The 22,324-nt window shown below is 34.4% G+C and carries 27 protein-coding genes; 1 reads left to right on the forward strand and 26 read right to left on the reverse strand.

Translation table 11 applies throughout. The features are described from left to right. From G5W_RS21510 to G5W_RS0117300, 25 genes are all read right to left on the reverse strand, one after another. Window positions 1–538, reverse strand: a 538-nt coding sequence (locus tag G5W_RS21510) for a hypothetical protein (protein ID WP_010098570.1), incomplete at its 3' end; no start/stop codon positions are given. Between the two features lie 273 nt (window positions 539–811). After that, the gene (locus tag G5W_RS22995; RefSeq protein ID WP_029191177.1) at window positions 812–1,264 is read right to left on the reverse strand and encodes a vWA domain-containing protein; all 453 of its coding nucleotides are present in this window, start codon (window positions 1,262–1,264) and stop codon (window positions 812–814) included. A gap of 72 nt (window positions 1,265–1,336) precedes the next feature. After that, entirely contained in the window at window positions 1,337–1,525 is a 189-nt protein-coding gene (locus G5W_RS23000; RefSeq protein WP_029191178.1) for a hypothetical protein, read from the reverse strand. Window positions 1,526–2,515: 990 nt separating this feature from the next. Next, window positions 2,516–3,346, reverse strand: coding sequence for a hypothetical protein (locus G5W_RS0117200; RefSeq protein WP_010098574.1), 831 nt, complete (start codon window positions 3,344–3,346; stop codon window positions 2,516–2,518). A 33-nt stretch (window positions 3,347–3,379) separates the two neighbouring features. Next, window positions 3,380–3,574 carry a hypothetical protein gene (locus G5W_RS0117205; protein WP_157998063.1) on the reverse strand — a complete coding sequence of 65 codons (195 nt, stop codon included), beginning with the start codon at window positions 3,572–3,574 and terminating at the stop codon, window positions 3,380–3,382. 117 nt (window positions 3,575–3,691) lie between these two features. Further along, the gene (locus tag G5W_RS0117210) at window positions 3,692–4,063 is read right to left on the reverse strand and encodes a hypothetical protein (RefSeq protein WP_010098578.1); all 372 of its coding nucleotides are present in this window, start codon (window positions 4,061–4,063) and stop codon (window positions 3,692–3,694) included. Window positions 4,064–4,394: 331 nt separating this feature from the next. After that, window positions 4,395–5,234: a hypothetical protein gene (locus G5W_RS0117215; protein ID WP_010098579.1), complete on the reverse strand. Its 840-nt coding sequence runs from the start codon at window positions 5,232–5,234 to the stop codon at window positions 4,395–4,397. 391 nt (window positions 5,235–5,625) lie between these two features. Then, a complete protein-coding gene (locus tag G5W_RS0117220; RefSeq protein WP_010098580.1) occupies window positions 5,626–5,826 on the reverse strand; it encodes a hypothetical protein in 201 nt (66 codons plus the stop codon). Between the two features lie 67 nt (window positions 5,827–5,893). Continuing rightward, window positions 5,894–6,379, reverse strand: a complete 486-nt coding sequence (locus tag G5W_RS23005) for an RDD family protein (protein ID WP_010098581.1) — start codon at window positions 6,377–6,379, stop codon at window positions 5,894–5,896. A gap of 63 nt (window positions 6,380–6,442) precedes the next feature. Beyond that, window positions 6,443–7,474, reverse strand: a complete 1,032-nt coding sequence (locus G5W_RS21525) for a hypothetical protein (protein WP_010098584.1) — start codon at window positions 7,472–7,474, stop codon at window positions 6,443–6,445. 66 nt (window positions 7,475–7,540) lie between these two features. Beyond that, entirely contained in the window at window positions 7,541–8,908 is a 1,368-nt protein-coding gene (locus G5W_RS0117235) for a Tle-like phospholipase domain-containing protein (RefSeq protein ID WP_010098586.1), read from the reverse strand. A 124-nt stretch (window positions 8,909–9,032) separates the two neighbouring features. Beyond that, the gene (locus G5W_RS0117240) at window positions 9,033–9,521 is read right to left on the reverse strand and encodes a hypothetical protein (protein WP_010098588.1); all 489 of its coding nucleotides are present in this window, start codon (window positions 9,519–9,521) and stop codon (window positions 9,033–9,035) included. 119 nt (window positions 9,522–9,640) lie between these two features. Further along, on the reverse strand, window positions 9,641–10,321 hold the full coding sequence (locus G5W_RS0117245) for a Tad domain-containing protein (RefSeq protein ID WP_010098590.1): 681 nt from the start codon (window positions 10,319–10,321) through the stop codon (window positions 9,641–9,643). Beyond that, window positions 10,321–10,716, reverse strand: a complete 396-nt coding sequence (locus G5W_RS0117250; protein ID WP_010098593.1) for a TadE/TadG family type IV pilus assembly protein — start codon at window positions 10,714–10,716, stop codon at window positions 10,321–10,323. Before G5W_RS0117250 ends, G5W_RS0117245 begins: the two co-directional genes overlap by 1 nt. Further along, window positions 10,700–11,311: a hypothetical protein gene (locus G5W_RS0117255; RefSeq protein WP_138919082.1), complete on the reverse strand. Its 612-nt coding sequence runs from the start codon at window positions 11,309–11,311 to the stop codon at window positions 10,700–10,702. The genes G5W_RS0117250 and G5W_RS0117255 overlap by 17 nt, the downstream gene beginning before the upstream one ends. Before the next feature lie 216 nt (window positions 11,312–11,527). Next, window positions 11,528–12,361, reverse strand: coding sequence for a hypothetical protein (locus G5W_RS0117260; protein WP_010098596.1), 834 nt, complete (start codon window positions 12,359–12,361; stop codon window positions 11,528–11,530). Between the two features lie 206 nt (window positions 12,362–12,567). Continuing rightward, complete coding sequence (locus tag G5W_RS0117265) at window positions 12,568–14,073, reverse strand: hypothetical protein (protein WP_010098598.1); 1,506 nt, start codon at window positions 14,071–14,073, stop codon at window positions 12,568–12,570. 21 nt (window positions 14,074–14,094) lie between these two features. Beyond that, on the reverse strand, window positions 14,095–15,516 hold the full coding sequence (locus G5W_RS21530) for a VWA domain-containing protein (protein ID WP_010098599.1): 1,422 nt from the start codon (window positions 15,514–15,516) through the stop codon (window positions 14,095–14,097). 50 nt (window positions 15,517–15,566) lie between these two features. Next, window positions 15,567–15,797, reverse strand: coding sequence for a hypothetical protein (locus G5W_RS0117275; RefSeq protein WP_010098601.1), 231 nt, complete (start codon window positions 15,795–15,797; stop codon window positions 15,567–15,569). A gap of 27 nt (window positions 15,798–15,824) precedes the next feature. Then, window positions 15,825–16,760 (reverse strand): type II secretion system F family protein, encoded by a 936-nt coding sequence (locus G5W_RS0117280; RefSeq protein ID WP_010098603.1) that lies wholly within the window; start codon window positions 16,758–16,760, stop codon window positions 15,825–15,827. Between the two features lie 3 nt (window positions 16,761–16,763). Continuing rightward, window positions 16,764–17,366, reverse strand: coding sequence for a type II secretion system F family protein (locus tag G5W_RS22500; protein ID WP_157998064.1), 603 nt, complete (start codon window positions 17,364–17,366; stop codon window positions 16,764–16,766). 128 nt (window positions 17,367–17,494) lie between these two features. Next, window positions 17,495–17,692, reverse strand: coding sequence for a hypothetical protein (locus tag G5W_RS23645; RefSeq protein ID WP_138919084.1), 198 nt, complete (start codon window positions 17,690–17,692; stop codon window positions 17,495–17,497). Beyond that, on the reverse strand, window positions 17,664–19,031 hold the full coding sequence (locus G5W_RS0117290) for a TadA family conjugal transfer-associated ATPase (protein ID WP_010098607.1): 1,368 nt from the start codon (window positions 19,029–19,031) through the stop codon (window positions 17,664–17,666). The genes G5W_RS23645 and G5W_RS0117290 overlap by 29 nt, the downstream gene beginning before the upstream one ends. 35 nt (window positions 19,032–19,066) lie before the next feature. Then, window positions 19,067–20,203, reverse strand: coding sequence for a CpaE/TadZ family protein (locus G5W_RS0117295; protein ID WP_010098609.1), 1,137 nt, complete (start codon window positions 20,201–20,203; stop codon window positions 19,067–19,069). Between the two features lie 45 nt (window positions 20,204–20,248). Further along, window positions 20,249–21,058: an SAF domain-containing protein gene (locus G5W_RS0117300; RefSeq protein WP_010098611.1), complete on the reverse strand. Its 810-nt coding sequence runs from the start codon at window positions 21,056–21,058 to the stop codon at window positions 20,249–20,251. Window positions 21,059–21,427: 369 nt separating this feature from the next. On the opposite strand from G5W_RS0117300, the gene G5W_RS23430 reads away from it, so the two are divergent. Next, on the forward strand, window positions 21,428–21,550 hold the full coding sequence (locus G5W_RS23430) for a YjzC family protein (protein ID WP_010098613.1): 123 nt from the start codon (window positions 21,428–21,430) through the stop codon (window positions 21,548–21,550). Between the two features lie 228 nt (window positions 21,551–21,778). Here G5W_RS23430 and G5W_RS0117310 read toward each other — a convergent pair whose 3' ends face one another. After that, window positions 21,779–22,252 (reverse strand): DinB family protein, encoded by a 474-nt coding sequence (locus tag G5W_RS0117310; protein ID WP_010098615.1) that lies wholly within the window; start codon window positions 22,250–22,252, stop codon window positions 21,779–21,781. Window positions 22,253–22,324 lie beyond the last annotated feature (72 nt).

Genomic DNA, 22,324 nt, shown 5'->3' on the forward strand with positions numbered 1-22,324 from the left:
TATATTGTATCCAACCTATCTCTGAAAACAACTCTAAACTTTCATCTATTTCCTCATCCATAAAATATCCTCTACCCAATATCCTCTGTGCCATTGAATTTACTTTCTTTCTAATCTTTATCATCTCATCCTGTAACTTGATGATTTCTGTAATAATTTGAAACGATCGTTCATAATAAATCATTAAATTTCCGCTTAGTAGACCGGATGATAATATAACTTCTAAATAATCTCGTATTTCGTTAATAACATCAAATTTTAGTTCGGCCCTAGTTTTAGAGAAATTCTCTATATTACCAAAGACAACAGTAAAATTAATTAGAGGTTTTAAGGCTGTTAAGGCTTCATCCTTACTTGGAGAATCTGGCGAGACCAATGCAATTTTCTTAACATCCATTGTGAACTTTTTCATATAATATGCTAAATAATAGCGATTATTATTAACTAAGTAAGGGAAGATTTCTACAATAACGTCCTCATTCCACTTTTTATGTTTTTTTCCCATTTTAAGTATTTGTTCTTTACTTATACGTTCCATAAATATCATCCTAATTTGATTTCTATTAAGTAAAATTAAGTAAGTCCTAATTCTTCGTTAAGTCAGTCTAGTTTTCCAAATCATCAAATCCTCATGATATGATAGATGTTAATTCTGAGTTTGTTCGTTGTATTTTTTGTTTATTTCTGTCTTCATTTCCTCTATCTTATCGGCTAATAGTATTTAGTTCCTCTATTATTTGTTCACTTGTTTGTTCTATTAGAGTTCGAACATCATCATTCTTTGAATCTAGAAAATCTCTTTGCTTTTGTGTTACAATATCTTCTTCTTTGCCATGAAAAACAGATTTGACAATTTCAAATATTGATTTCTAATTTTATAGCTCCACTCATTGGAATCACTCATAACATCAAAACTACTATTAATGCCTATATTCTCTAGGTCAAATAAAACATCATTTTTCCATTCCTCCCAAGCATCTAATACTGCTTGTGCGCGCTCAAATTCGGGTTCTAAGTCACTTTGATCATTTACAGTCGAGAAGATTCCTCCAGATATCTTTGCCATCTCCTTTAATTGAGCTTGAGCTTCACTGTCTACATTGAAACCAATAGTATTAATGATAGGCTGTGCGTTAGAGTCTGCTAATGATTTTGCTACTGCAACGGGATCTCCATCACATGTTTCTATGCCATCACTAACAACATAAATCAGATTAGTATGATGTTCTGCATCAAATTCCTTTAAAGAGTCTTTTGCCTGCAACAAAGCGTCCGCGAGCGGTGTCCAGCCTGTAGGCTCGATTTTGTCTAACTGCTGTTGGAATGTATCCTCCTCTTATGTTTCGTAACCATACAATTGTTCAATAGTAGAACAAGATAATTCCTTATCACTATTAGAACTAGACCCCTTATGATCGTAAACTCGTAATGATACATTTGCTTCCTCAGGTACTTGTTCTAAAAAGTCCTTTATGGATTCTTTAGCTATTTGCATCATGGTTTTATCGCCAATATAGGCCCCCATACTACCACTACCGTCCAATAAAACTTCAACATTATAGTTTTCCTTGAAATTGAAACGGGAATCTGGTAAATCCGGATTACCAAATGATCCAAATTCCCATTTTTTTATTGTATCTTGAGGATCAGGAAAATCATCAGCTACTAACCATAGAAATACTAAAAATATTGGTCTACCAAATCTTCATTAGCGTCTTTTGGAAGAGGAGGCAATTTATTTAACCTTTCTCTTATCTCCTCAATTTCCCGATCCTCCCAACTAGGATTATTAGTTGCAAAGGGGCCTTCCAACTGTTCATTTATTCCACCAGCATCAGTTGGGACCTCTGGAAGTTCATTTAATATGGCAATCGTCTCACTATCTATTTTTTCTTTCTGATCAACTTCGCCACTCTCACCTTCATCTACTTCATTGTTGGATTTATCTTTCGTCTCCTGTTTGGTCTCTACTAACTTCTCTTCTTCATCTTTCTAGCAACCTAATAACAGGGTACCTAAGATTAATATGAGTATTAATTTTGTGTACTTCATCGTTACCCTCCTTAATTGCTGCTGTGCTTCACTATCCACTGAAAACCAAATAAAATATGATAGTTTTACTGTGGAGTCAGCTTTGCAGATTCTTATATTAGATATATTGCTTTTTGAAACTACTATTAAAAGTTTCAAATTACATTTACATATGATATGTATTAGGATAAACACTACTTCCATAATACAACTTTCATATTGGAAAAGTTTACACAATTATCTAAATTGGATACTTGGCACTAAGACTAAACAACCATTGTTATGTGGATTGTTATTAATTCGGGACAAATTCACTAGATTTGCACTGCCCTAAGTATGGAATGTAAAAAAACGTATCGGAATAGTCCCTATACATCCTTTAATCTAATTTATTTTAGTTGTTTAATAGGATGGTAGAAGCTCAGCAATAATCAAGGGTTAATATGTTATGATTTTCCAAAAGATAGATATATAGATATTAATACTATTTTAGCTCAGGAAAACGCAATTCTTTAACTATTTCCTCTGTTACATCCTGAACACTTTGAAGTAGAACTTTTCTTATAATCTCCATGTGTTTTTCTAGTGAAAGTTGCTTATTTAACTCTGAAGTATAAGTGACATTTCTTATACTTTTTCGCAAATCTGTCTCACTATTTATGAATTCTCCTAAATAAACTTTTATTTCGGGATTCATAAGTTCTTTTAAGTGTTTAACTTTATTTATCAACTTTCTAATGTACTTTAAACTCGGTATCATCTCATATTGTAGATTCAATTGAGTATACTGGATATAATCTATTTCACAAGTACAATCTAAAACAAATTCTAAGTATTCGTTCGTATGAAACTTCTCAGTACCCTCTTGAATTTTTATTTCTTGTTGATAATAACTTTTATATAGTTCAACAAGCCGTTCTTGTAGCTTTAGAATACGCTGCATCGTATTACGACATCCTTCTATCACTTCCCTGTCATTGTCTAAATCTACTTCTTCTAATACCTGTTTAAAAAATTTCTCCATTACCTCAAAAGATCTCATATTTATATTCGCTCTAAATCCACCATCACTAGATAGGTTTGACCTAAGCTGAGCGCTTTTGGATAAGTAATTAAATGCCTCCTTATAATCCTGATCCTTAGCAACATTCGGGGATATAACGGCATGGCCAACCATTTTTCCAAACCTATAGTAGTTAACCCAGTAGAATTCTTTGTCATTTACTTGGTAGCCAGCAGCATTAATACTGTATTTTTCAAATAACCTTTTATATTTTTTGGCAAGTATATGTAGATCTGTTGGATGAAAGTCCATACGTTCCTCCACTTTTTCAAGGTATTCTATTTATTAATACTCAGATGACGATTCGTTAACACTTATATATTTTGAAATATCATACACTGAATTTATCTGATTCATATCTTCTTGGTTCATATCAATAAAATGAGTTAGATAATCTTTATAACTGTAACCCGGTTCAATATTAATTCCTTCTTTTTCTAGGAGTCCTTCCTCATAATAATTTACCGCAAGACGCTGCACTTCGATTTGTAAATCCTGAAAATAAGATATTAATTCATATAACTTTTCCATTTCACGATCAGGATTGTTATAATCTTGAAAAACAAACAATTCAAAAGCAAATTTATATCCCCCTGGTTATTTCTTAATACTTTCCTTAAAACCAATTAACTGATTATTCTCACTCAAACAACTTCCTTTGTTCCAGGCAGTATTGCTGTGTTCACACTTATCGGACTCCGGAATTGCTTCAAAATAATAATGATTGTCCGTGGAATCAAACTCTGTCTCTCCAAGAATGAAGGAGTCTCCATAATTTTCCTCTAAATATTTCTCATACAACTGTTTCTCTTCATTCAATTGGTGTTCTGATCCCTCTTCTACCTCTGATAATTGTTTAACAGCCATATAGAATGAAATATGAGGAAGAAGAGATGGCAATAATGCTATTGGACGAATAATCACAATAGCTAAACCAATAACTAAAAGTGCACGCCATCCTTTAAACACGTTTAAATCTTTTTCCCTTTATTGACTAAGTATGCTATAACAGATGCATCTACAATACTTAACAATCATATTATTCTGTAAATCATTCCTAACCATAGTTCTGGTGGTGCGAAATAAAGTAAACCTAGTTCTACGATTACAAATGCAATTCCTTTAGCCATTGCCGGTTATATAGTTGGCCAATTCCTGGATAGACTAGAGAAAAATTCAACCAACATAATACGCATCATAGGTATCTCTCCTTTTATGTCACTATACAGCACTGTACTCTTTACGACTACTACCGCATAGTCAGTTAAAATGGAATATTCCCACAGGATAAATTAAAGCATTATTTAAACCTTGGGAAACGAATTTTGTCCCATTCCACTAAAAAACGTTCTTCTAATCTATCTTTATATGTTTTTAACCAATAACTGATGTATTCTTCTCTAGTCATATGAGACATGTCAATTCCATCAGTCATTCTGTCCATTGATTTCTTAAGTTGAGGTCCAGCTATGTTACTTGTCATGTTTTTCAATGTATCAGGCTTCGTGAAGTTTTCATATTTTTTAAAGTTAGGATTTATACTATTTTCATAAATCAAGTCAAAATCCTCTTTATAATCGTACTGTATCTTCATCTGAGCATATTGAATCCATCCGCTTATAGGAATATATCCTATCTGTTTCTCTAACTCTTCGTCGGTAAAATATCCTCGTTCTACTATTTCTTTATCCATAATATTTATTTCATTCCATATCTCTACCATCTCTTCCTGGAGTGCTAAAGATTTTTCCATTACCTCTAGTTGTCGTTTATAGATAGCTACTTCGTCATCGTTGACTAATAAATTCGAATCCAAGAGACCTCTCAGATAACTTTTAATCTCTTCAAAAACTTGCACGTTCAATTTAGCCCGTTCTTCAATACCATCTCGTATATTGTTATATGTAACTGAATAATAGATTAGTTGTTTAAAAGCCTGCATATATTCCTGCTTATCAGCTTCCTGAGTGCATATTAAACCAGTTGCCTTTAATTTTGCAGTAAATTTGTTTTTAAATTGTGTTAGGTAAAATATTTTATTATGTAATTTATAGGCATGTAAGTTTACTGTAGTGCTTTCAAACATCTTTTGGTGCTTGACACCTAGTTTGAGTAATTCTTGAGGGTTTTCTATAGTCATGCTTTATCTCCCCTGTTTTAACATTATTATTTCAATCAAGTTCAACTCAGACAGAACTAATATGGATGGATTACCTTTCTCATTTAAATAGCACCTGTTACCCGTTGTTGTATCGTTATTCTTATCTAGACAAATCCTATTCAATTTCAGCTTCCTATCATTAATACAATTTCCATCCAAAAATAGTTTCATATTTTCCGAAAATAGGTAGTAAGAACTATAGCCTTACAATTTATTTCCCTTTTCTTTAAATTACTACTAATATCTTCTCTCTAAACCACTAATATTTCCTATTTCAAAAGAAAAAACGCATTGGGAGGTATTCCAATACGTTCTGTGAATTATTATTTCTTACCATTACATCATACGAACAATTACCTAGTCCTATAAACTATCTATGTTGTTTTTCTCTGATTGTATGAATATGATTTGCTCGCATTAAAGGTAATGAGAATCCAATTACTACTGCTGTAAATGGAAAACCATCTTCTCCTATTATCCATTCAAATACTGTTATTGGGGTATAAACAGCATAAATAAAGATCATTAAATAAAGGTAGAATTTACGCCATTTTATCTCTGATTTTGACAATGAAACCCCTCCTATTATATTTCAAAATAATCCTTAATTTAAGGAACTCCCCAACATTATAATGTGATTATCTTCTGACAACCTCAGACTTAGAGATCATATCATGCACTGTCTGTCTATTTTCCGTAAATACAGCAAACAAGTGTCCAATACCTAGTAAACATAACGATGCAAGTTGCAGAAAAAACCTTCCTAACGCATGGGAAAATGATATTTTTTCTCCATCTTCGTTAACTACTTTAATTTTTAATATCATCTTTCCAACAGTACCTTGGGTTCCGAAACTCTCCATTAATGCATAATACAAACTAAATGAAAATATAACTATTGCTATTTGAATGACCCAATAATTAGTAACATATTCATCAATTGGGCGACTATCAAATAAAAGGGAGTTAATAGCCATTGCTCCATCTGGAATAAACCCAATAAAGAAAAGAGATAATAAAACAAGTGCTGTATCGATCAACCAAGCTGCTAGTCTTTGCCAAAAACTAGCATATACACTTCCTTCTTCATCGTCTATGAAGTGAATGTTATCTCCTGAAAGCATATAATCCCCCCTCTGTTTATACCCTAAGAATTCATTCTAATAATACTTAAACTGCTTACAACCTTATAGCTCAATCAAGTGTTTTTCTATGTCACTTGCTGACTTGATTTGTATAATTTCATCCCGGTCAAGCGAAATAAAATGAGAAGTGTAATCATCATAGTTACCATCAGGGTCAATTTCTTTTCCTTTCAATAACCCTATATCATAATACTCAACCTCTAAACCATAAACTTGGATATTCTCTTCTTTGAAGTAAGTAATGATATCATATAACTTTTCCAATTCACGTTCGGGATTATCGTAGTCCTGGAATACAATTAAATCAACCGAATAAAAATAATCCTCTTGATATTTATCTTTTCCTTCATTAAATCCAATTAGCTGATCATTTTCACTCAAGATGATATCTTGTACCCCAGCTTTAATTGTCACGTTTAGATCAAAGCTCCAAATTTCTTCATACAATCCCTCAACTATTGGTGATAAACCTTTTTTTGCTTCATCCTCCCATAGGAGGTCGATATATGAATCTTGAATTGTATCATCATCTACCTGATAAACACCAAAAACTATTTCAGGATTGGAAACTGGATAAGCTTCGACTAGATAATGACCATAATTCGAATTGTAAGATGCTTCTCCGAACTCAAACTGCTCTCCATACGTCTCCTCTAAGTACTGCATATAGATCTTCTTTTCTTCTTCAAGTTGTTCCTCTGACCCTTCCTCTACCTCTTCCAATTGTTTTACGGCTTGATTAAATGAAATATGAGGGATAAGAGATGGTAGTAATGCGATTGGACGAACAATTAAGATGGCCAACCCTACCACTAAAACAGCTTGTCGTCCTCTGTATACTATTAATTCTTTTCTCCCTTTATGGACTAAGTAAGCAACAACAGCTGCATCAATTATACTTAGCAGCCAGATGATTCGATAAATCATTCCTAACCACAATTCTGGTGGTGCAAAGTAAACTAAACATAGTTCTACTAATACAAATGCAATTCCTTTGAGCCATTGTCGGTTATATAGCTGGCCGATTCCAGGATATATTAATGAGAATATCCCAGCTAATAGTATTCGTATCATACGTATAACCCCTTTACGGTTTATCTCCTAAGTTGAAATCAACTGAATAGTATTTAAACACAAATACTAACATTCAACCATAATATCTTTAAAGTTCTTAACACCATGATATGGAGTTTTATTATATATATCCTTACCAGTATCTATTATTTTTCCAATTGATTTATCTTTTTTACGTGCCTCATCGCTGTACTGATCTAGACATATTACCGTTCCATCTTCAGTGTATGTATAAGTAGTTCCTACATGAATTTGATACGTACCAATTTCATCTTTCTCCATCACATGGTTAACAGTTAAATCTCCGAATAGTCCATGGTAATTAAAATACTTCTCACCCATCGACACGTTTTCATCCTCTGAAATAATTGCGAGCAATGGGTCTTCGAATAAACCATAATCCCGTGTTGCAATGCCCGGAGCATTGTATGTAACTGCTGGAATTTTCGTCTTTAAAGCCACATATTGGGCTATAGCTCCACCTAGTGAATGTCCTGTTAAAACTATTTCCTTATCTGGATATAATTTCATCATCTTTTCGACATACTCTACAGCTTCATTAAATTGATCATTATTTTTCCCAATTGCAAGCTTGCCATCAGTTCCAAGATCCTTTAAATTTGAGGCATATTCTGTTCCCCCGAAGGAAATTGTAATCTTATCTTCTGTTAAATTATTATAGGTACGAGCATTAAATCCCGTATCCTGATTATCTACACTATCACTTTCTTCCCATCCATACTCTGCTAAAAACTTATCCTTTTTCTCCTTGGAATTCGCTAAATGCTCATCACTATAACCAATCTCAGCAAGTGTTGCCATTACATTTTCTGGAATATCTACATCTTGTGCAGTTCCATGTGGTCTTTCTGTATAGTTAGTAGCCTCTTGTCTTATTTTGTCCAATATCTCTTTTCTTTTTTTCTTAAAAGGAAAAAAATCCGGTGGAAGAATATTAGCATAGTCTTTTTCGAACTGCTCTACTATATTATCTATCTTTTCTTCGGTAGTCATATCTGGATTTTTACTACTACCATTTCCTTCACAACTACCATCACCTGTTTCTAACCCTGGCAAACACAGTTTCTCTAAGTCTTCTTCATGATTATCCGCTTCCGGATTTTCATACCAAGGGTCACTTCCTGTTGCATGTTCAGGCCGTGGTCCATTACCCCATACCGCATCATTTCTACCCCATGGTTCAATGTCAGTTGAGTTACTATCCCATGCCTTTCCTTTCCATGAATCACCTTCCCATGCCTCTCCTTCCCATTGGAAGTCACTTGCATCCCATGGTGTACCTTTCCATGAATTTCCTTTCCAGGAATCACCACTCCATGATTCTACTGCTTGAACTTCCAATACATTAAAAACTTGTGTTAGAAATAATAGGATAGAAAAACAAACTAATATTCGCCTTTTATATCCTTTCATGAGTCACCACCCCCTAAATGGTTGTATTTAATCTATTAAGATTGAAGCTAGATTTATAGCATTTTGCGTTAAAAAAGCACCACTAATAATTGGTGCATTGCATTAAGTTATAGTTACCCATTATTTATTCAATATTGTACTTATCGGCTAACTCTAGAAATCTCTCATCAGCCTTCTCTCCTTTTTTTTGAGCATCTAATAATTTCTCATCCGATTCTGAAAGAAGTTTTTGGACTTCTTCCTTTGTTGCTTGCTCCACAGTTTTTTCTAATGCTTGGTAACGTAAACGAACAGCTTCTGCCCAAGTGTCCAACTGCTTAATTCTCATATTATGTATTTCTTTCACAACTTCTGTCTCCGGATCACGCGAATGAATAAATTCCTTTATCTCATCGACAAGCGGTATCACATTTTTTTGTTGTAATTCTAATGCCATCGCAGGAGTTTCAGCCCTTAATGACTTTTGTAATTCCTCATCGACAAGCATCGCTTTTGTGTTTATATTCTCTATATAACTATTATGATATTCTGCTAATTCTTCTGATTCAGGAGAACTACACGCGACGAGGATGATAGTAAGTAGAAAACAAACTGATAATATAAATTTCTTCATTAGAACACCACCTTCATTTCTAAAACCGAAACGGGTATACAAATTACATAAATCAGAATTATAAATACTAGATAAATTCTAAATCACTTTTTTACCTTAAACAAATTAAGATCACATAGTTATTCCAGACTGTATGAACCTGTATTAATAATTTCCTCCAAAAAAGCAATCTTTGGTCCCTGCGAGTCACGATATATGTTCTTACTAATCCCATCTAGATATTTCTCACCTTTATTTTCCAAGTAATCATCATCATAAGAAATAGAATTAAATACCGCAGCTGCTCTAACCTTAAAACGATTATCTCTTATCATTAGTTCCGCTCCATCTGTTGTCCCACCGTTACTTGTAATTGCTTGTTTAGCGGCACTTATAATATGACTTTCATTCACACTAGTAGAAAGGCGCCCCTTTAATATATCACCTAAAAGCGGAACTCCTAATGCAGCATTAACGATTTCTTCTAGTACTTCTACTTGACATTCATTATATGAATCATTCCCAGTACATCTACCAATACGGCCATCCCACTCCTCATCAAAGCTCCATGTCTGTTGATTCTCAGGATCTTCTCCATATGTAATGATTAATCCTGTTAAGGAACTTCTAACTTGATCATATAAGGAACTGCTCGCCGCTAAACTAGCTTGCTTAGCAACTGTGAACGACTGTTCCTTTGTAAATAAAGCTGAACCCATGTTAAACACAAATACAAAAAGTACCATTAACATACTTAAAGCTGCAATGACAAATAAAGCTGTGTTTCCATTTTCATTTTCATAGTTTTTTATAAGTTTCATCATTCAATCACCCTACCTGAGGCAGTAGCGGAATAAGGTAGTAGAGGGATTATATAACCTCCGATACTTTCAGGAAGTAAAAAAAGATCTATTTGCACATTTACTGTTGCATCAAAATCCTTTTCCCCTGTTGCTGCTATACTTGCAGATCCACTCAGGTAGTCTCCTGTGGCATTCAGAATCTTATTAGCTGCATTTGTAGCTTCACTTTCACTTTTTGTCACCGAATATACACTTGCAGCCTCATTTGCTGCTGATTGTGTAATTAAAGCCGCGTTAACAATTACTACAAATTGTATGATAATTGCAAGTAGCAAAAACGCCAACGGAACAATCCCTATGAACTCCAGGGTTGCACTTCCACGCTCACTCTTAAACTTATCCAGCCATTTCATCCTTAGCCTCCTCCTCATTCCCAAAGTTTAACACTTCCTGTTCCTCTCTCCATTTAAGAATATTGGAAGACATTAACATAACAATAAAAGGAAAAACGAGTAAATTTAATACCATTTGAGTAACAATTTGTGCTGCAAAAGAAGATGTTATATTAAATAATTGAAATGTAACTAGTATTCCAAATAGCAGTTCAATACTCCCGATACCAATAATAACTAAGATTATTTTAAAGAAATACTTTTTTCCAATTCTTATTCCTTCTCTATAAGATTTCCATACTGACTTTTCATCAAAGACACTAATATATGGTATTGGAAATACAATTGTAAAAAGTATTAGTCCAGGTAATAGAAATAGCGCAAAGCCAATAGTCGCAATAATCGATATAATGCACGAAAATAAAAATACAGTAAAACCATTAACTAAAAACTGATAAATAGTATTTCTAAGATTATTTTCTATTCCGATATGCTCATTATAGATATAGCGAATATAAGGGACTTGGGCATAAAGGTAGAATAGTAGCGTTATCATAGCATAATAGATATCTGCATATGTATATAGTTGGGAAGATGTAGGCGTAATTGCATACATATAGTTAGTGACCAATGAATGTACTAGAAGTAATGGCAATGTGGTAAATAACATTAGTACTAAAATACTTCTCAAATTGACTTGTATAAATATCCCATGTATATCTTAATGGTTTATCCATGATAGTCTCCTTAAATCATCTAATAGTATTTCACACTATTACTAGTAATAGTGATGAGCATATGATTTTCTAATTCTAAGCATTATCAAAATTTATTAATTAAGTATAGGAAAACGTAAATCCTGTAATAATTCTTCTGTTACTTCACGGACTGTTTCAAGTAAAACTTCTCTTGTAATTTCCATGTGTCTTAGTTTTGAAGTTTGCATATTTATTTCTGAAGTGTACATTAATTTTTTTATACTCTTTAGCAAATCTGTTTTACTTTTAATAAATTCTTCTAAGTAGACCTTTATTTCATAAGTCATATGGGTTTTTAAATTTTTATTTTTATTAACTATTCTTTTAAGTGAATTAAATTTTGATATTGCTTCGTATTGCAAAGTCAATTGAGTAAATTGAATATAGTCAATCTCACAAATGCAATCTATCACAAATTCTATGTACTCAATTGAGTCGAATTTTTCCCTACCCTCATGGAATTTTATTTCTTCTTGCTGGTAACTTTTAAATATATCAACAAGACTATCTTGTAAGCTTAGAATACTTAACATGGTTTCATGACAATCTACTACGATTTGTTTGTCATTCTTTAATATCACTTCTTTCTGAATTGCAGCTAAGAATTTTTCCATTACCGTAAAAGTACCCATATTAATGTTAGCTCTAAATCCGCCATCTTTTGTTAATTTGGATCTTAATTGGGAACTTTTCGAAAGATGATAAAATGCTTGCTCATATTCCTGTTTATCCGTTATATTGCTCGGAGAAATAACTGCAGAACCAACTAATTTTCCAAATCTAAGATAGCTTACCCAATAAAATTCATGTTCGTTAATCAGACTACCACCTGGATTTATAAAGTATTTTTCAAATAGTTTTTTATGTTTTTTGGCAAGTTCATGTATCTTAGTTGGATAGAAATCCATATGAATCCTCCTATATAAATTGACTATGAATGATTTTCTATAATTATTATCTACTAATCAATACTAGGATAGTTTTATAGCCCGACTAGTGAAATACGAACCCTTTTGGTTTTAATTTACAGTTATAGAGGTAAACCATGAAACAGATTGAGAGTATTATTTACATCTTTCTAATAGGTTAAATAGAAACGGATTGGAATCCGTTTCTATTTACCAAATAAACCAGTAATAGCCTTCCATCCTTTTTTAGCTAGATTTTTAGCACCATCAACCATTTTCTTACCAGTATCTTTAATCTTATCCCAATTTTCCGCTATAGCTCTTGTTCCTCTTGAAACAACCCATAACGCTCCACCAACTCCCATCATGATTCCACCAGCCACTTGAAAAGCCGGTACCGCAGAAACAACAGCACCAGAATCTAGTAAGAAGTCACCAAGGTTTTCTCCCGCCCCAGCAATTCCAGCTACTCTTTCCGAACCAGAAGACTCGTCCCAGTTTTTCGAAACTTCAACAATACTACTTATTGTTTTGCCCCCTGATGATACGGAACTGAGTATTGCACCAGGAACACTAAGTTTAGATAAAGCTTTTTCAACAGCCATAGGTGGTTTTGGTAATTTATCATTTATAATTGGCTTTTTATTATTGACACTATAATCAGATGATAAGTCTTTAACTCCTCTACTATCCTTAAATTGCTTATATCCATCGACACTATCATACACATGCGAGAACGTGTCATAGCCGTCAATCGCTAGATTGTCAACGCCAGCAAGCTTGAACCCGTTAACAAAAATATCACTATACATCTTAGGGCCGAAGCCAAAGTCTGTTTTTATTCCAACATCATTATGTCTATCATAACTTAAGGCAGTAGATGAAGCGGTTGCAGTGCTACCAATTATGTCTTTTACCACAAATGTTGAAAACTCATATTCTTTGGTTTCATAGAAAGGTGTAGAGGTAGTAGCTTTACCAGAAATAGGCGATACACCCGAGATCCCGGAACCTATATGCCCTGTACTTGCCCAAGGTAAGCCTGAATAAGGTGAAGTTGTTCCATTCAAACTTCCTTGAAAACCTGCTTGATTCCATGGATTACTTCCTACACTCCCATTACCAATGTAACCATTTTGCTCCCATGGATTTAGTACAGCAATACCATTACCAGTGTAACCTGATTGGTCCCATGAGTTTAGAGAGGAATTACCATTACCAGTGTAACCTGATTGGTCCCATGAGTTTAGAGAGGAATTACCATTACCTTGGGTACCTGAACCTAACCAGCCGTTTCCCTGACTAGAAGAATCACCCTGAAAGCCCGCTTGATTCCAGTCAGTTCCTTTAAATGCTGCACCTGACCACCCTGGATATTGAGTGGTTGCATTACCTATAAATCCATCAGATGCCCAAGCAGGAATACTATCAATAGTACTACCTTCAAAACTAGATTCATTCCAACCATCTAATGACCATGGTTGGACCCCTTCAACTCCGTTACCTTTCCACGAGTCGAGAGACCAGGATTCACCTTCCCAACTTAAGTCACTACCATCCCAAGAGTCACCTTCCCAGGATTCGCCTTCCCATGAATCTCCTGACCAAGAACCAGCAGCATACAATACCGGGACTAGAAAAGGATGGAAAGTTAGTAGGATTACAACAAATGAGATGAATAGACTCTTAGTAAAAGTACGTATAGGATTCACCTCCTATCACATTAATTTAAATTACTCGTTTATGCTGTTATCGTATTTATCTTGAATAGTTTCTTTCATTTCGCCTATTTTTTCAGCACTAATTTGATTAAGGTCTTCTTCAATTTCTCTTTTGGCCCTTTTAATCAAATCTTGCATTTCATTATTCTTTGAATGAAATTTGTCCATTTGATTAATTGTAAGAATACCTTCTTCCTCCGCAATATAAACTAATCTATATATACTTACATATTGACTATCATCTCTTCTATTCCATTCATTTGTAACTTCCAATATATCAAAACTATTCCTTACCTTTTGGTAATCAGCGTCATTTATTGCATCCTCTTTCCATTCTTCCCATTCTTCTAACACTTTTTCTGCCCTTTTAAACTCTTCCTCTAATTCCTCTTGGTCATTTACAGTTGAAAAAATACCTCCCGATACTTTTGCCATTTCCTTTAATTGTTTTTGTGCATCCGAGTCAACATTAAATCCGATAATGTTAATGATTGGTTTCGCGTTCGAATCTGAAAGTGATTTGGCAACTTGGACAGGATCTCCATCACATGTTTCAATGCCATCACTTACAACATAAATGAGATTAGTATGGTGTTCTGCATCAAATTCCTTTAGCGAATCTTTTGCTTGTAACAAAGCATCAGCTAGCGGTGTCCAACCTGCAGGCTCGATTTTATCTAACTGCTGTTGGAATGTACCTTCATCATAAGTTTGGTAACCATATACTTGTTCAATAGCGGAACAAGATAATTTCTTATCACTATTGGAACCAGTACCTTTATGCCCGTATACTCTTAATGATACATTAGCTTCCTCCGGTACTTGTTCTAAGAAATCCTTAATAGATTCTTTCGCAATTTGCATCATGGTTTTATCGCCAATATAAGCACCCATACTACCACTACCGTCAAGTAATACTTCGACATTATAGTTTTCCTTGAAATGGAAGCGAGAATCCGGCAAATCAGGATTACCAAAAGAACTAAATTCCCATTTTTTGATAGTGTCCTGAGGGTCTGGAAAATCTTCGGCAACTAACCAGTAGAAATACTGAAAATACTGGTCTACCAATTCTTCACTGGCGTCTTTTGGAAGAGGTGGCAATTTATTTAATTCTTCTCGAATTGCCTCTATTTCTTGGTCGTCCCAATCAGGTTTGTTAGTAGTAAAGGGGCCTTCCAATTGATTAATGATGCCACCAACATCAGTAGGGACTTCTGGAAGTTCTTCCAAAAGTTTTAAAACCTCTTCTTCCAATACATCTGTTTCCTTTATATCTGCATCTTTCTCCACCCGTGACCCCTTTGTATCTTCTTCTAACACTACTGAGTCCGAGTCATTTTGAGTATTGTCGTTATTCTCGTTTTCCTTCTTACAACCAAACAATATGATAGTTAAAATTATCATGAAAATTATTAACCTGGTATTCTGCATAAGTAAGACTCCTGAGATAGTTATGACGTAATTTCATATTCATTAAATTATCAATCTCCACCGCCATCACCTTCGCCAATTTTACCTAAGAACGTTGTGAACTTTTTGTATATATCCTGACCAAATTCTGCATCATCAAATGCAGTTGATACTAGTCCGACAACAATGATAATAACAGCTGCAATCCCAACCCACTCCAATGTCTGAGAACCTCTTTCTTCATTTTTTAACGCTACTGCTTTACTCAATACTTTGGCATATAAACCATTTAATAATTTCATTACAAATTCCTCCTCAATAATTAAATCCTAAAATAAATTTGACAAACCATTGTCCCCCATAATCATATTCATAATCATTAATCCTGCAATGATTAAAATAGATACTGGAGCAATTAAGAAAGTGGTAACTAAAGTTACCTTAGGAGAAGCCTTCGAAGCCAATTCTTTTACTTTTTCCTGTTGTATTTGGCGCATATCTTCAGACTGAATTTGAAACGTCTTTGCAACTGGAACACCTAGGTTCAATCCTTGAATTAATGCTTTGATTAAAGATTGAAACTCTTGATTATCGTTTCTCTTCAATAATTCACGATATGCCTTCTCTCGAGGTACCCCCAATTCAATTTCTTGATTAAAACGAGAAAACTCTTCCCGTATAGGACCATCGAAGTGACGAATCACCTCCTTTAAAGCATGATCTAAACTAACACCAGCCTGAACACTCGTTCCCACCGTATCTAAAAAATCCGGTAAATCAATTCTAAGTTGTTCTTGACGTTTCTTGGCCTCCCTTCTAATCAGAATAATCGGTAAAAAGTATCCCAGAATAGGTGCTAGAGTTAAAATATATTGTGAAAATGGAAATCCAATAATTAGGGATAATATCCCTCCAAATAACCCTACAAGAAATAATAAAATCTTAAGACCTTGAAATCTTTCAACTGAGAGATTCAATGGATTTCCTGATTTCCGAAGCCATTCCGTTACGCTGTGATTTTCACTAAAGAAGTTTATGCGCTGACCTAAGTCAGAAAAATCATCTGCGTACTTAGTAAACTTCTGAAATAGATCCGCTCTACGATTTCTTTTTCTTTCTTTTTTCTCAAAAGGATCAATTTCAGTAACTTCCGAAACATGATCTAGTACAGCTTTTTTGGAACGTAGATAAGACCAATAGTGTTTAAGAAATAAAATGATACAAAACCAAAAAGCAATTATTGAAAGAATAATTAATGCATCCATAGGTTACACCTTTATATCTGTTATTTTTCTAATTAATAAAAATGCAATAGTTATTGCACTTAAAAATATTATTAGAATTATAAGACCAAAGCCAGACCATAGTGGCTCGATAAACCCGTCAATAACGTTATTCATTAATAACAGTAATATTATTGGCATCGCCGGAACTATAAACGATATATATCTTTGTTCCGAAGTCATCGTTTTAATAGTTTGTGCTAGTACCTTTCGAGCTTCAAATGTATTAGCCATTGTTTCTAATGTTTTAGCTAGATTACCCCCAGTTTTCTTTTGGATCAGTAATGTAGCTATAAACAAATTAAAATCCCTTGATTTATTTCTCTTTTGAACAGATCGAAGAGCCAGTTCGAGTGATACACCTAGTTTCAATTCGTTAGATAATCTTTTGAACTCTTCCCCTGCGGGAGCACTTAATTCTCTGCCTACAATATCTATCCCTTGGTTTATAGTTAAACCAGATTTGGCAGCATTTCCAAGAATTCTACAAACTTCTGATAGCTGTTCATTGAAACGCTTCTCATAGGCATTCTTTCTTAGATAAAACAACATAAAATGGGCTACTATCATAATTCCAATAGCTATCAAAAAACTCACTCTCATAGGCATGCTAAATACGAAATAAAGACTTATAAAGAGAGTTAATATTCCTAAAAAGATAATTCCGACATATTCTGATGGTAATAAACCTAAATTGGCACTTTGGAGTTTTGTTCTTAATTTATTGGACGATTCTCGTTGATCAAATCGGTCACCCCACTTACTAATAAAACTTTTCCTTTTTCCTCTGGATACCACTGTTTAATTTGCTGTGACCATTCTTTTCTTGAACTACGGTAACCTAAGAAGAAGTACATAGTTGTCAGCAGGAAAAATACAAACAAGCTATAGAGTATAGACACGGTGAGATCCACTTAAAACATCTCCTTCTGGCTCAAATATTTCCTTATCAAATCGGATTCCAAATACTTCTAAGTGCTCTAAACATTTAGGTACAATACCAGTCGGTGTATAAAAACCCAGAATATTACCATTATCGTCCATACCAGTTCGTTGAAATCGAAATATATCACGGACTTCTATTTTATTTTCCTTATTAATTGCTACTTCCGAAATATTCGTTACTTTCCTTGTTCCATCAGTTAAACGTTGAACCTGAACAATATAGTCAAGCGCTCCAACGATGTATTCTCGAATAATATGTGTCGGTAGGTCCATGCCCGCCATGACAACCATCCCCTCAACACGATTTATTGCATCACTTGGTGTATTCGAGTGGACAGTGGTAAGTGACCCTTCATGCCCAGTATTCATCGCTTGTAACATATCAAATGCTTCGGCTCCGCGTACCTCACCGACGATGATTCTATCCGGGCGCATACGTAACGAGTTTTTAACTAGTTGACGTATTGTAATTTCCCCTTGTCCTTCAACGTTTGGTGGTCTTGCCTCCAGGCCAACAACGTTTGAACGCTCTATTTTAAGTTCTGCGGAATCCTCGATCGTGATGATACGTTCTGTTGACGGAATAGCTTGTGCCAAAGCATTTAATAATGTAGTTTTACCACTACCAGTTCCACCTGAAATTAACACATTTAATTTTGTCTTAACTAGCGCCTGCATGAATACAGACATTTTTTCCGTAAATGCATTAAATCTCATTAAATCTTCCATTTCATAGGGGGTTTTACGAAACTTACGTATTGAAACTATCGTTCCCCCCAAGCTAATTGGTGAAATAACGGCATTCACACGACTACCATCTGGGAGTCTTGCATCTACCATTGGCGAACTTTCATCAATCCTTCTCCCTAATGGAGCAACAACTCTATCTACAATATGTCTCACATGTTCTTCATCTTTAAAAGAAACATTTGCTCGTTCTAATCTACCTTGTTTCTCTATAAATATTTCTTTCGGTCCATTCACTAAAATCTCAGTAATATCTTCATCTTGGAGTAGTACTTCAAGTGGTCCAAAACCTACACTCTCATTTATTAGCATAGATAATAAAGTATCTTTATCTTGCCTTGGGATGACGACTTTCTCTTCTGCCATAAATTGATTGATAAAGCGCTCAATCTTTAATCTTCTTTCTTCTGTCGGTAAACTAGTAATCTGATCGAGATTAACCTCTGTTAATAGCCTAGTTTTATAGTGTTCTACTAAGTTATCAATATATGTGTTTTCTATCCGAAGCCCGGATGAATACGATTCTTTAATATCTGAATTCTTTCGTTGAAACAGCGCCAATTTCCCCACCACCTGTGTATGCTTTTTGGATTAATTTATTTAAGCATGGAGCGGACCCATTTCTTTAAATCCTTCGCAACTGGAGAAAGCTTTTTATCTTTCGGTTCTTTTCGTAATGGCTCTCCTTTATTCATAGAGGCATGTACACCCTTAAAATCCCTTTTTATATTTGCTGAAATAGGATAACTCACAAAGCGTTGGATATCTTTGTTACTTAATTCATTGTCCTTACCAGTAAAATTCATTACTAATTCCATACGTTCATCCGTTACAAGTCCTAGCTGTTTTAAAACTGTATCCACGTATTTCAAAACACGAATGGAAACGGTGTCTTGATTCATAACGTAATAAATGCGATCCGATTCATTCAATGCTGTGAACGTTTTTATATCCATATATGATGGTGTATCGATGATAATAAAATCGTAGCTACGCTTACTAGCCCGAATTAATCTCATAACAAAATCCTCATTAATTCTCTCGGCTAGCTCTGTATCTCGAGGACTGACTAACACTTCAAGCTTTGAGGGCTCCATTATTTCGGACACATTACGTATATGATGTTCACTTATTTCGTGAATAACTGGTATCAAATCAATCATGGAACGGGTACTATTGATACCTAAATATGTTTCAGCACCACCATATTGTAAATTTAAGTCAATGAAAAGTACTTTTGCGGTTGAATCAAGCTTGAGCGTCTGTGCAAACAAGGAACTTATCAAAGACTTACCAGATCCACCTTTTCCACTAAAGAAGGTAAATACTTTACCTCCTCCCCGAATAAAGCCTTCAGAAGATGACGTTTCTGTCTTAATTTCTTTCATTGTCAATATGAGTTTATTAATTCGTTCTAAAAATTGCCATTCTTCATCAGGTAAGACAAAGTAATCTGTTATTCCCATACGAGTTAACTCTCGAAGAAGTTCAAAATCAGGCATATCACTTATAAAAATAATAGGTGTATTTGAATGCTCATTTAAAATGGACTGAGCTAAGTCTAGAGGTGACTCTTTATCATTTTTGAGAATTATTATAATTTGGTGTGTTTCCTTTTTTAAATCTTCAACTGAAACATTTTTCACTTGATACGCTTCACCAATAGATTCTAGAACTGTTGTTAGTAATTCCTCATTGTTACCAATCACAGGAATATCAATATTTATATTCATTTGTTTCCTCCAGTAAAAATCATCCTTCTTCTCACTTCACTGAGCCTATTCTTTATCATCAGTTGATTCGGATTTTTCTTCTGTTGAATCTGCTTTATCCTTTTGTTCTGTTTGCTCTTCTTTCTCTGTTTTCTCTTGTTGTTTTTCTTGTATTACCTGTTCATTTTCTACTTGTGTATCTTCTTTCTGTTCGATATCCTCATCATTAGTTGGTTCAATAGGACTATTGATATTCTCAGAATTTATACCAACATTCGCCCGTATAACTCGGATATTATGAGCATAATTCTGCATATGTATCACTTCCGAGACAACTTCAATTGGAATCTCAATTTGAACACCTGTTAACCCACCGTCACTATTCTTCGAAACACGTGCAACCTTCACATCTTCCATAAACATTTCCGTAACGATTTCCCCATCTAAATCATGAGATACAAACAAATCCACACGATCTAAAGCTGATAAATCCTCATCAAAAAAGACTTTGTCAGATTTCATAAGTGCTACCAGACGGTTATCTTCTTCTGTTACAGCCGTTGCTTCTTTCAACATACTCTTTGTAATAATATCGCCTGGTGAAAGAGGTACTACAGATACCTTATTCATCAGAAATTCTACATCAGTAATATGGTCATCTTTCAGATACTTCATTGGTATTTCTTCTGTTGCAACATCATCCTGAGTAATGATTACCCTTGAGGTTACATCTTTAGCAGCCACATAAATTCTAACCATAGTACCCAATTCGGCATTTAATGACTGCACTTTCTTGAAAACTAAAAAACCCGCTGTTGCCGCCAATAAAATCGCAATAATAAAAAATATAATGGCTCTACGCTTAGACTCTAACAACCTCTAAACCTCATTTCCTAATTGTATGAATTTTTGTTATTGGTAATATATACATAAATAATTACACAATGATTTCAAATGTCAATTCCATAATTTACCATTCCATAACGTATATAGGACTAATATATCAGTGTACTTTTTACCTATATTCGATTTTCCCAAGTTGCTAAAAAATACGAAAAAGGTATCTAGTCCCACATAACTAGAAAATATTGTCAAAATCAGTGTCGTGTTTTGTCGTGATTAGGACTAACTCATCATTTTTACTTTTTTACTACAATTTCATCACGCCTTAACAAATTCTTTACATTCACTAAATATAGTGAATTACTCATACTACAATTAGATTACAAAAAGGAGTGATAATTAATGGGTGAGATATCGCAATATCGTCCAGGAAATAAAGCGCCAAACAATGGTGTCTATATTGAAAAGGCGAAACGGGAAGTAGTTGTGAGGGGGCCTCAGCAGGTGGAACTGAACACAGGGTAGACATTTACTGACACAACAAATGGAGAACGAGTGTGGAAGAACAAACGCCACAGAAGTAAGGGCACACCGGAAGGATTGTAGCAAGTAATATAATATAAAAACGCTTCCAAAGACCTGTAAATAAAGTCCTTGTAAGTTTTCACTACTAACACATCCTCTTGCATCCTTCTTAATAGAAGATAAAAAAATGCAAAACCCTATTAAAACAAGGTTTTGCATCTCTATATATTATGCTTGCTGCTCTTTGGTAGGTCCCATCACACCTGGAACCTTTAATCCAGCTTGTCTAAGTAACACCGTCATCTGACCACGATGATGGGTTTGATGGTCTATCATCTTCAAAAGCAATGCCCCTCTAGGGATTTGTGTTCCAAAACTTTCAACTGTTTCGACCAAGTCTTCATCTGTTAACTTCATTACTTCTTGTTTTACTTGTTCAGAAGTGTTCTTATATGCCGCAACAATCTCATCAATGCTTGAAGGTACATCTTGTGGACCGCCTGCAGGTGTTATGGATAGACCAACCTCTCCTCCAAAAAATGCTGGTGCATTCGCTAGATGCCAGCCTAACCAGCCTAAGGTGTTATGACCTTCCACTATAGCCTGATCTAATTTTTCATCTGTTATGGCTTCAATTACTTGAAGTGTTCCGGAACTTGCGTGATCCCAATCGTTAATAAAATCCTGTACTACACGATACATATACATACCCCTTTCCTTACTATTAATTATTATTTTAACCAATTTAACCAATAATTGCATTGGACATGCATA

The sequence above is a fragment of the Ornithinibacillus scapharcae TW25 genome (assembly GCF_000190475.1).
Lineage (GTDB): Bacteria > Bacillota > Bacilli > Bacillales > Amphibacillaceae > Ornithinibacillus > Ornithinibacillus scapharcae.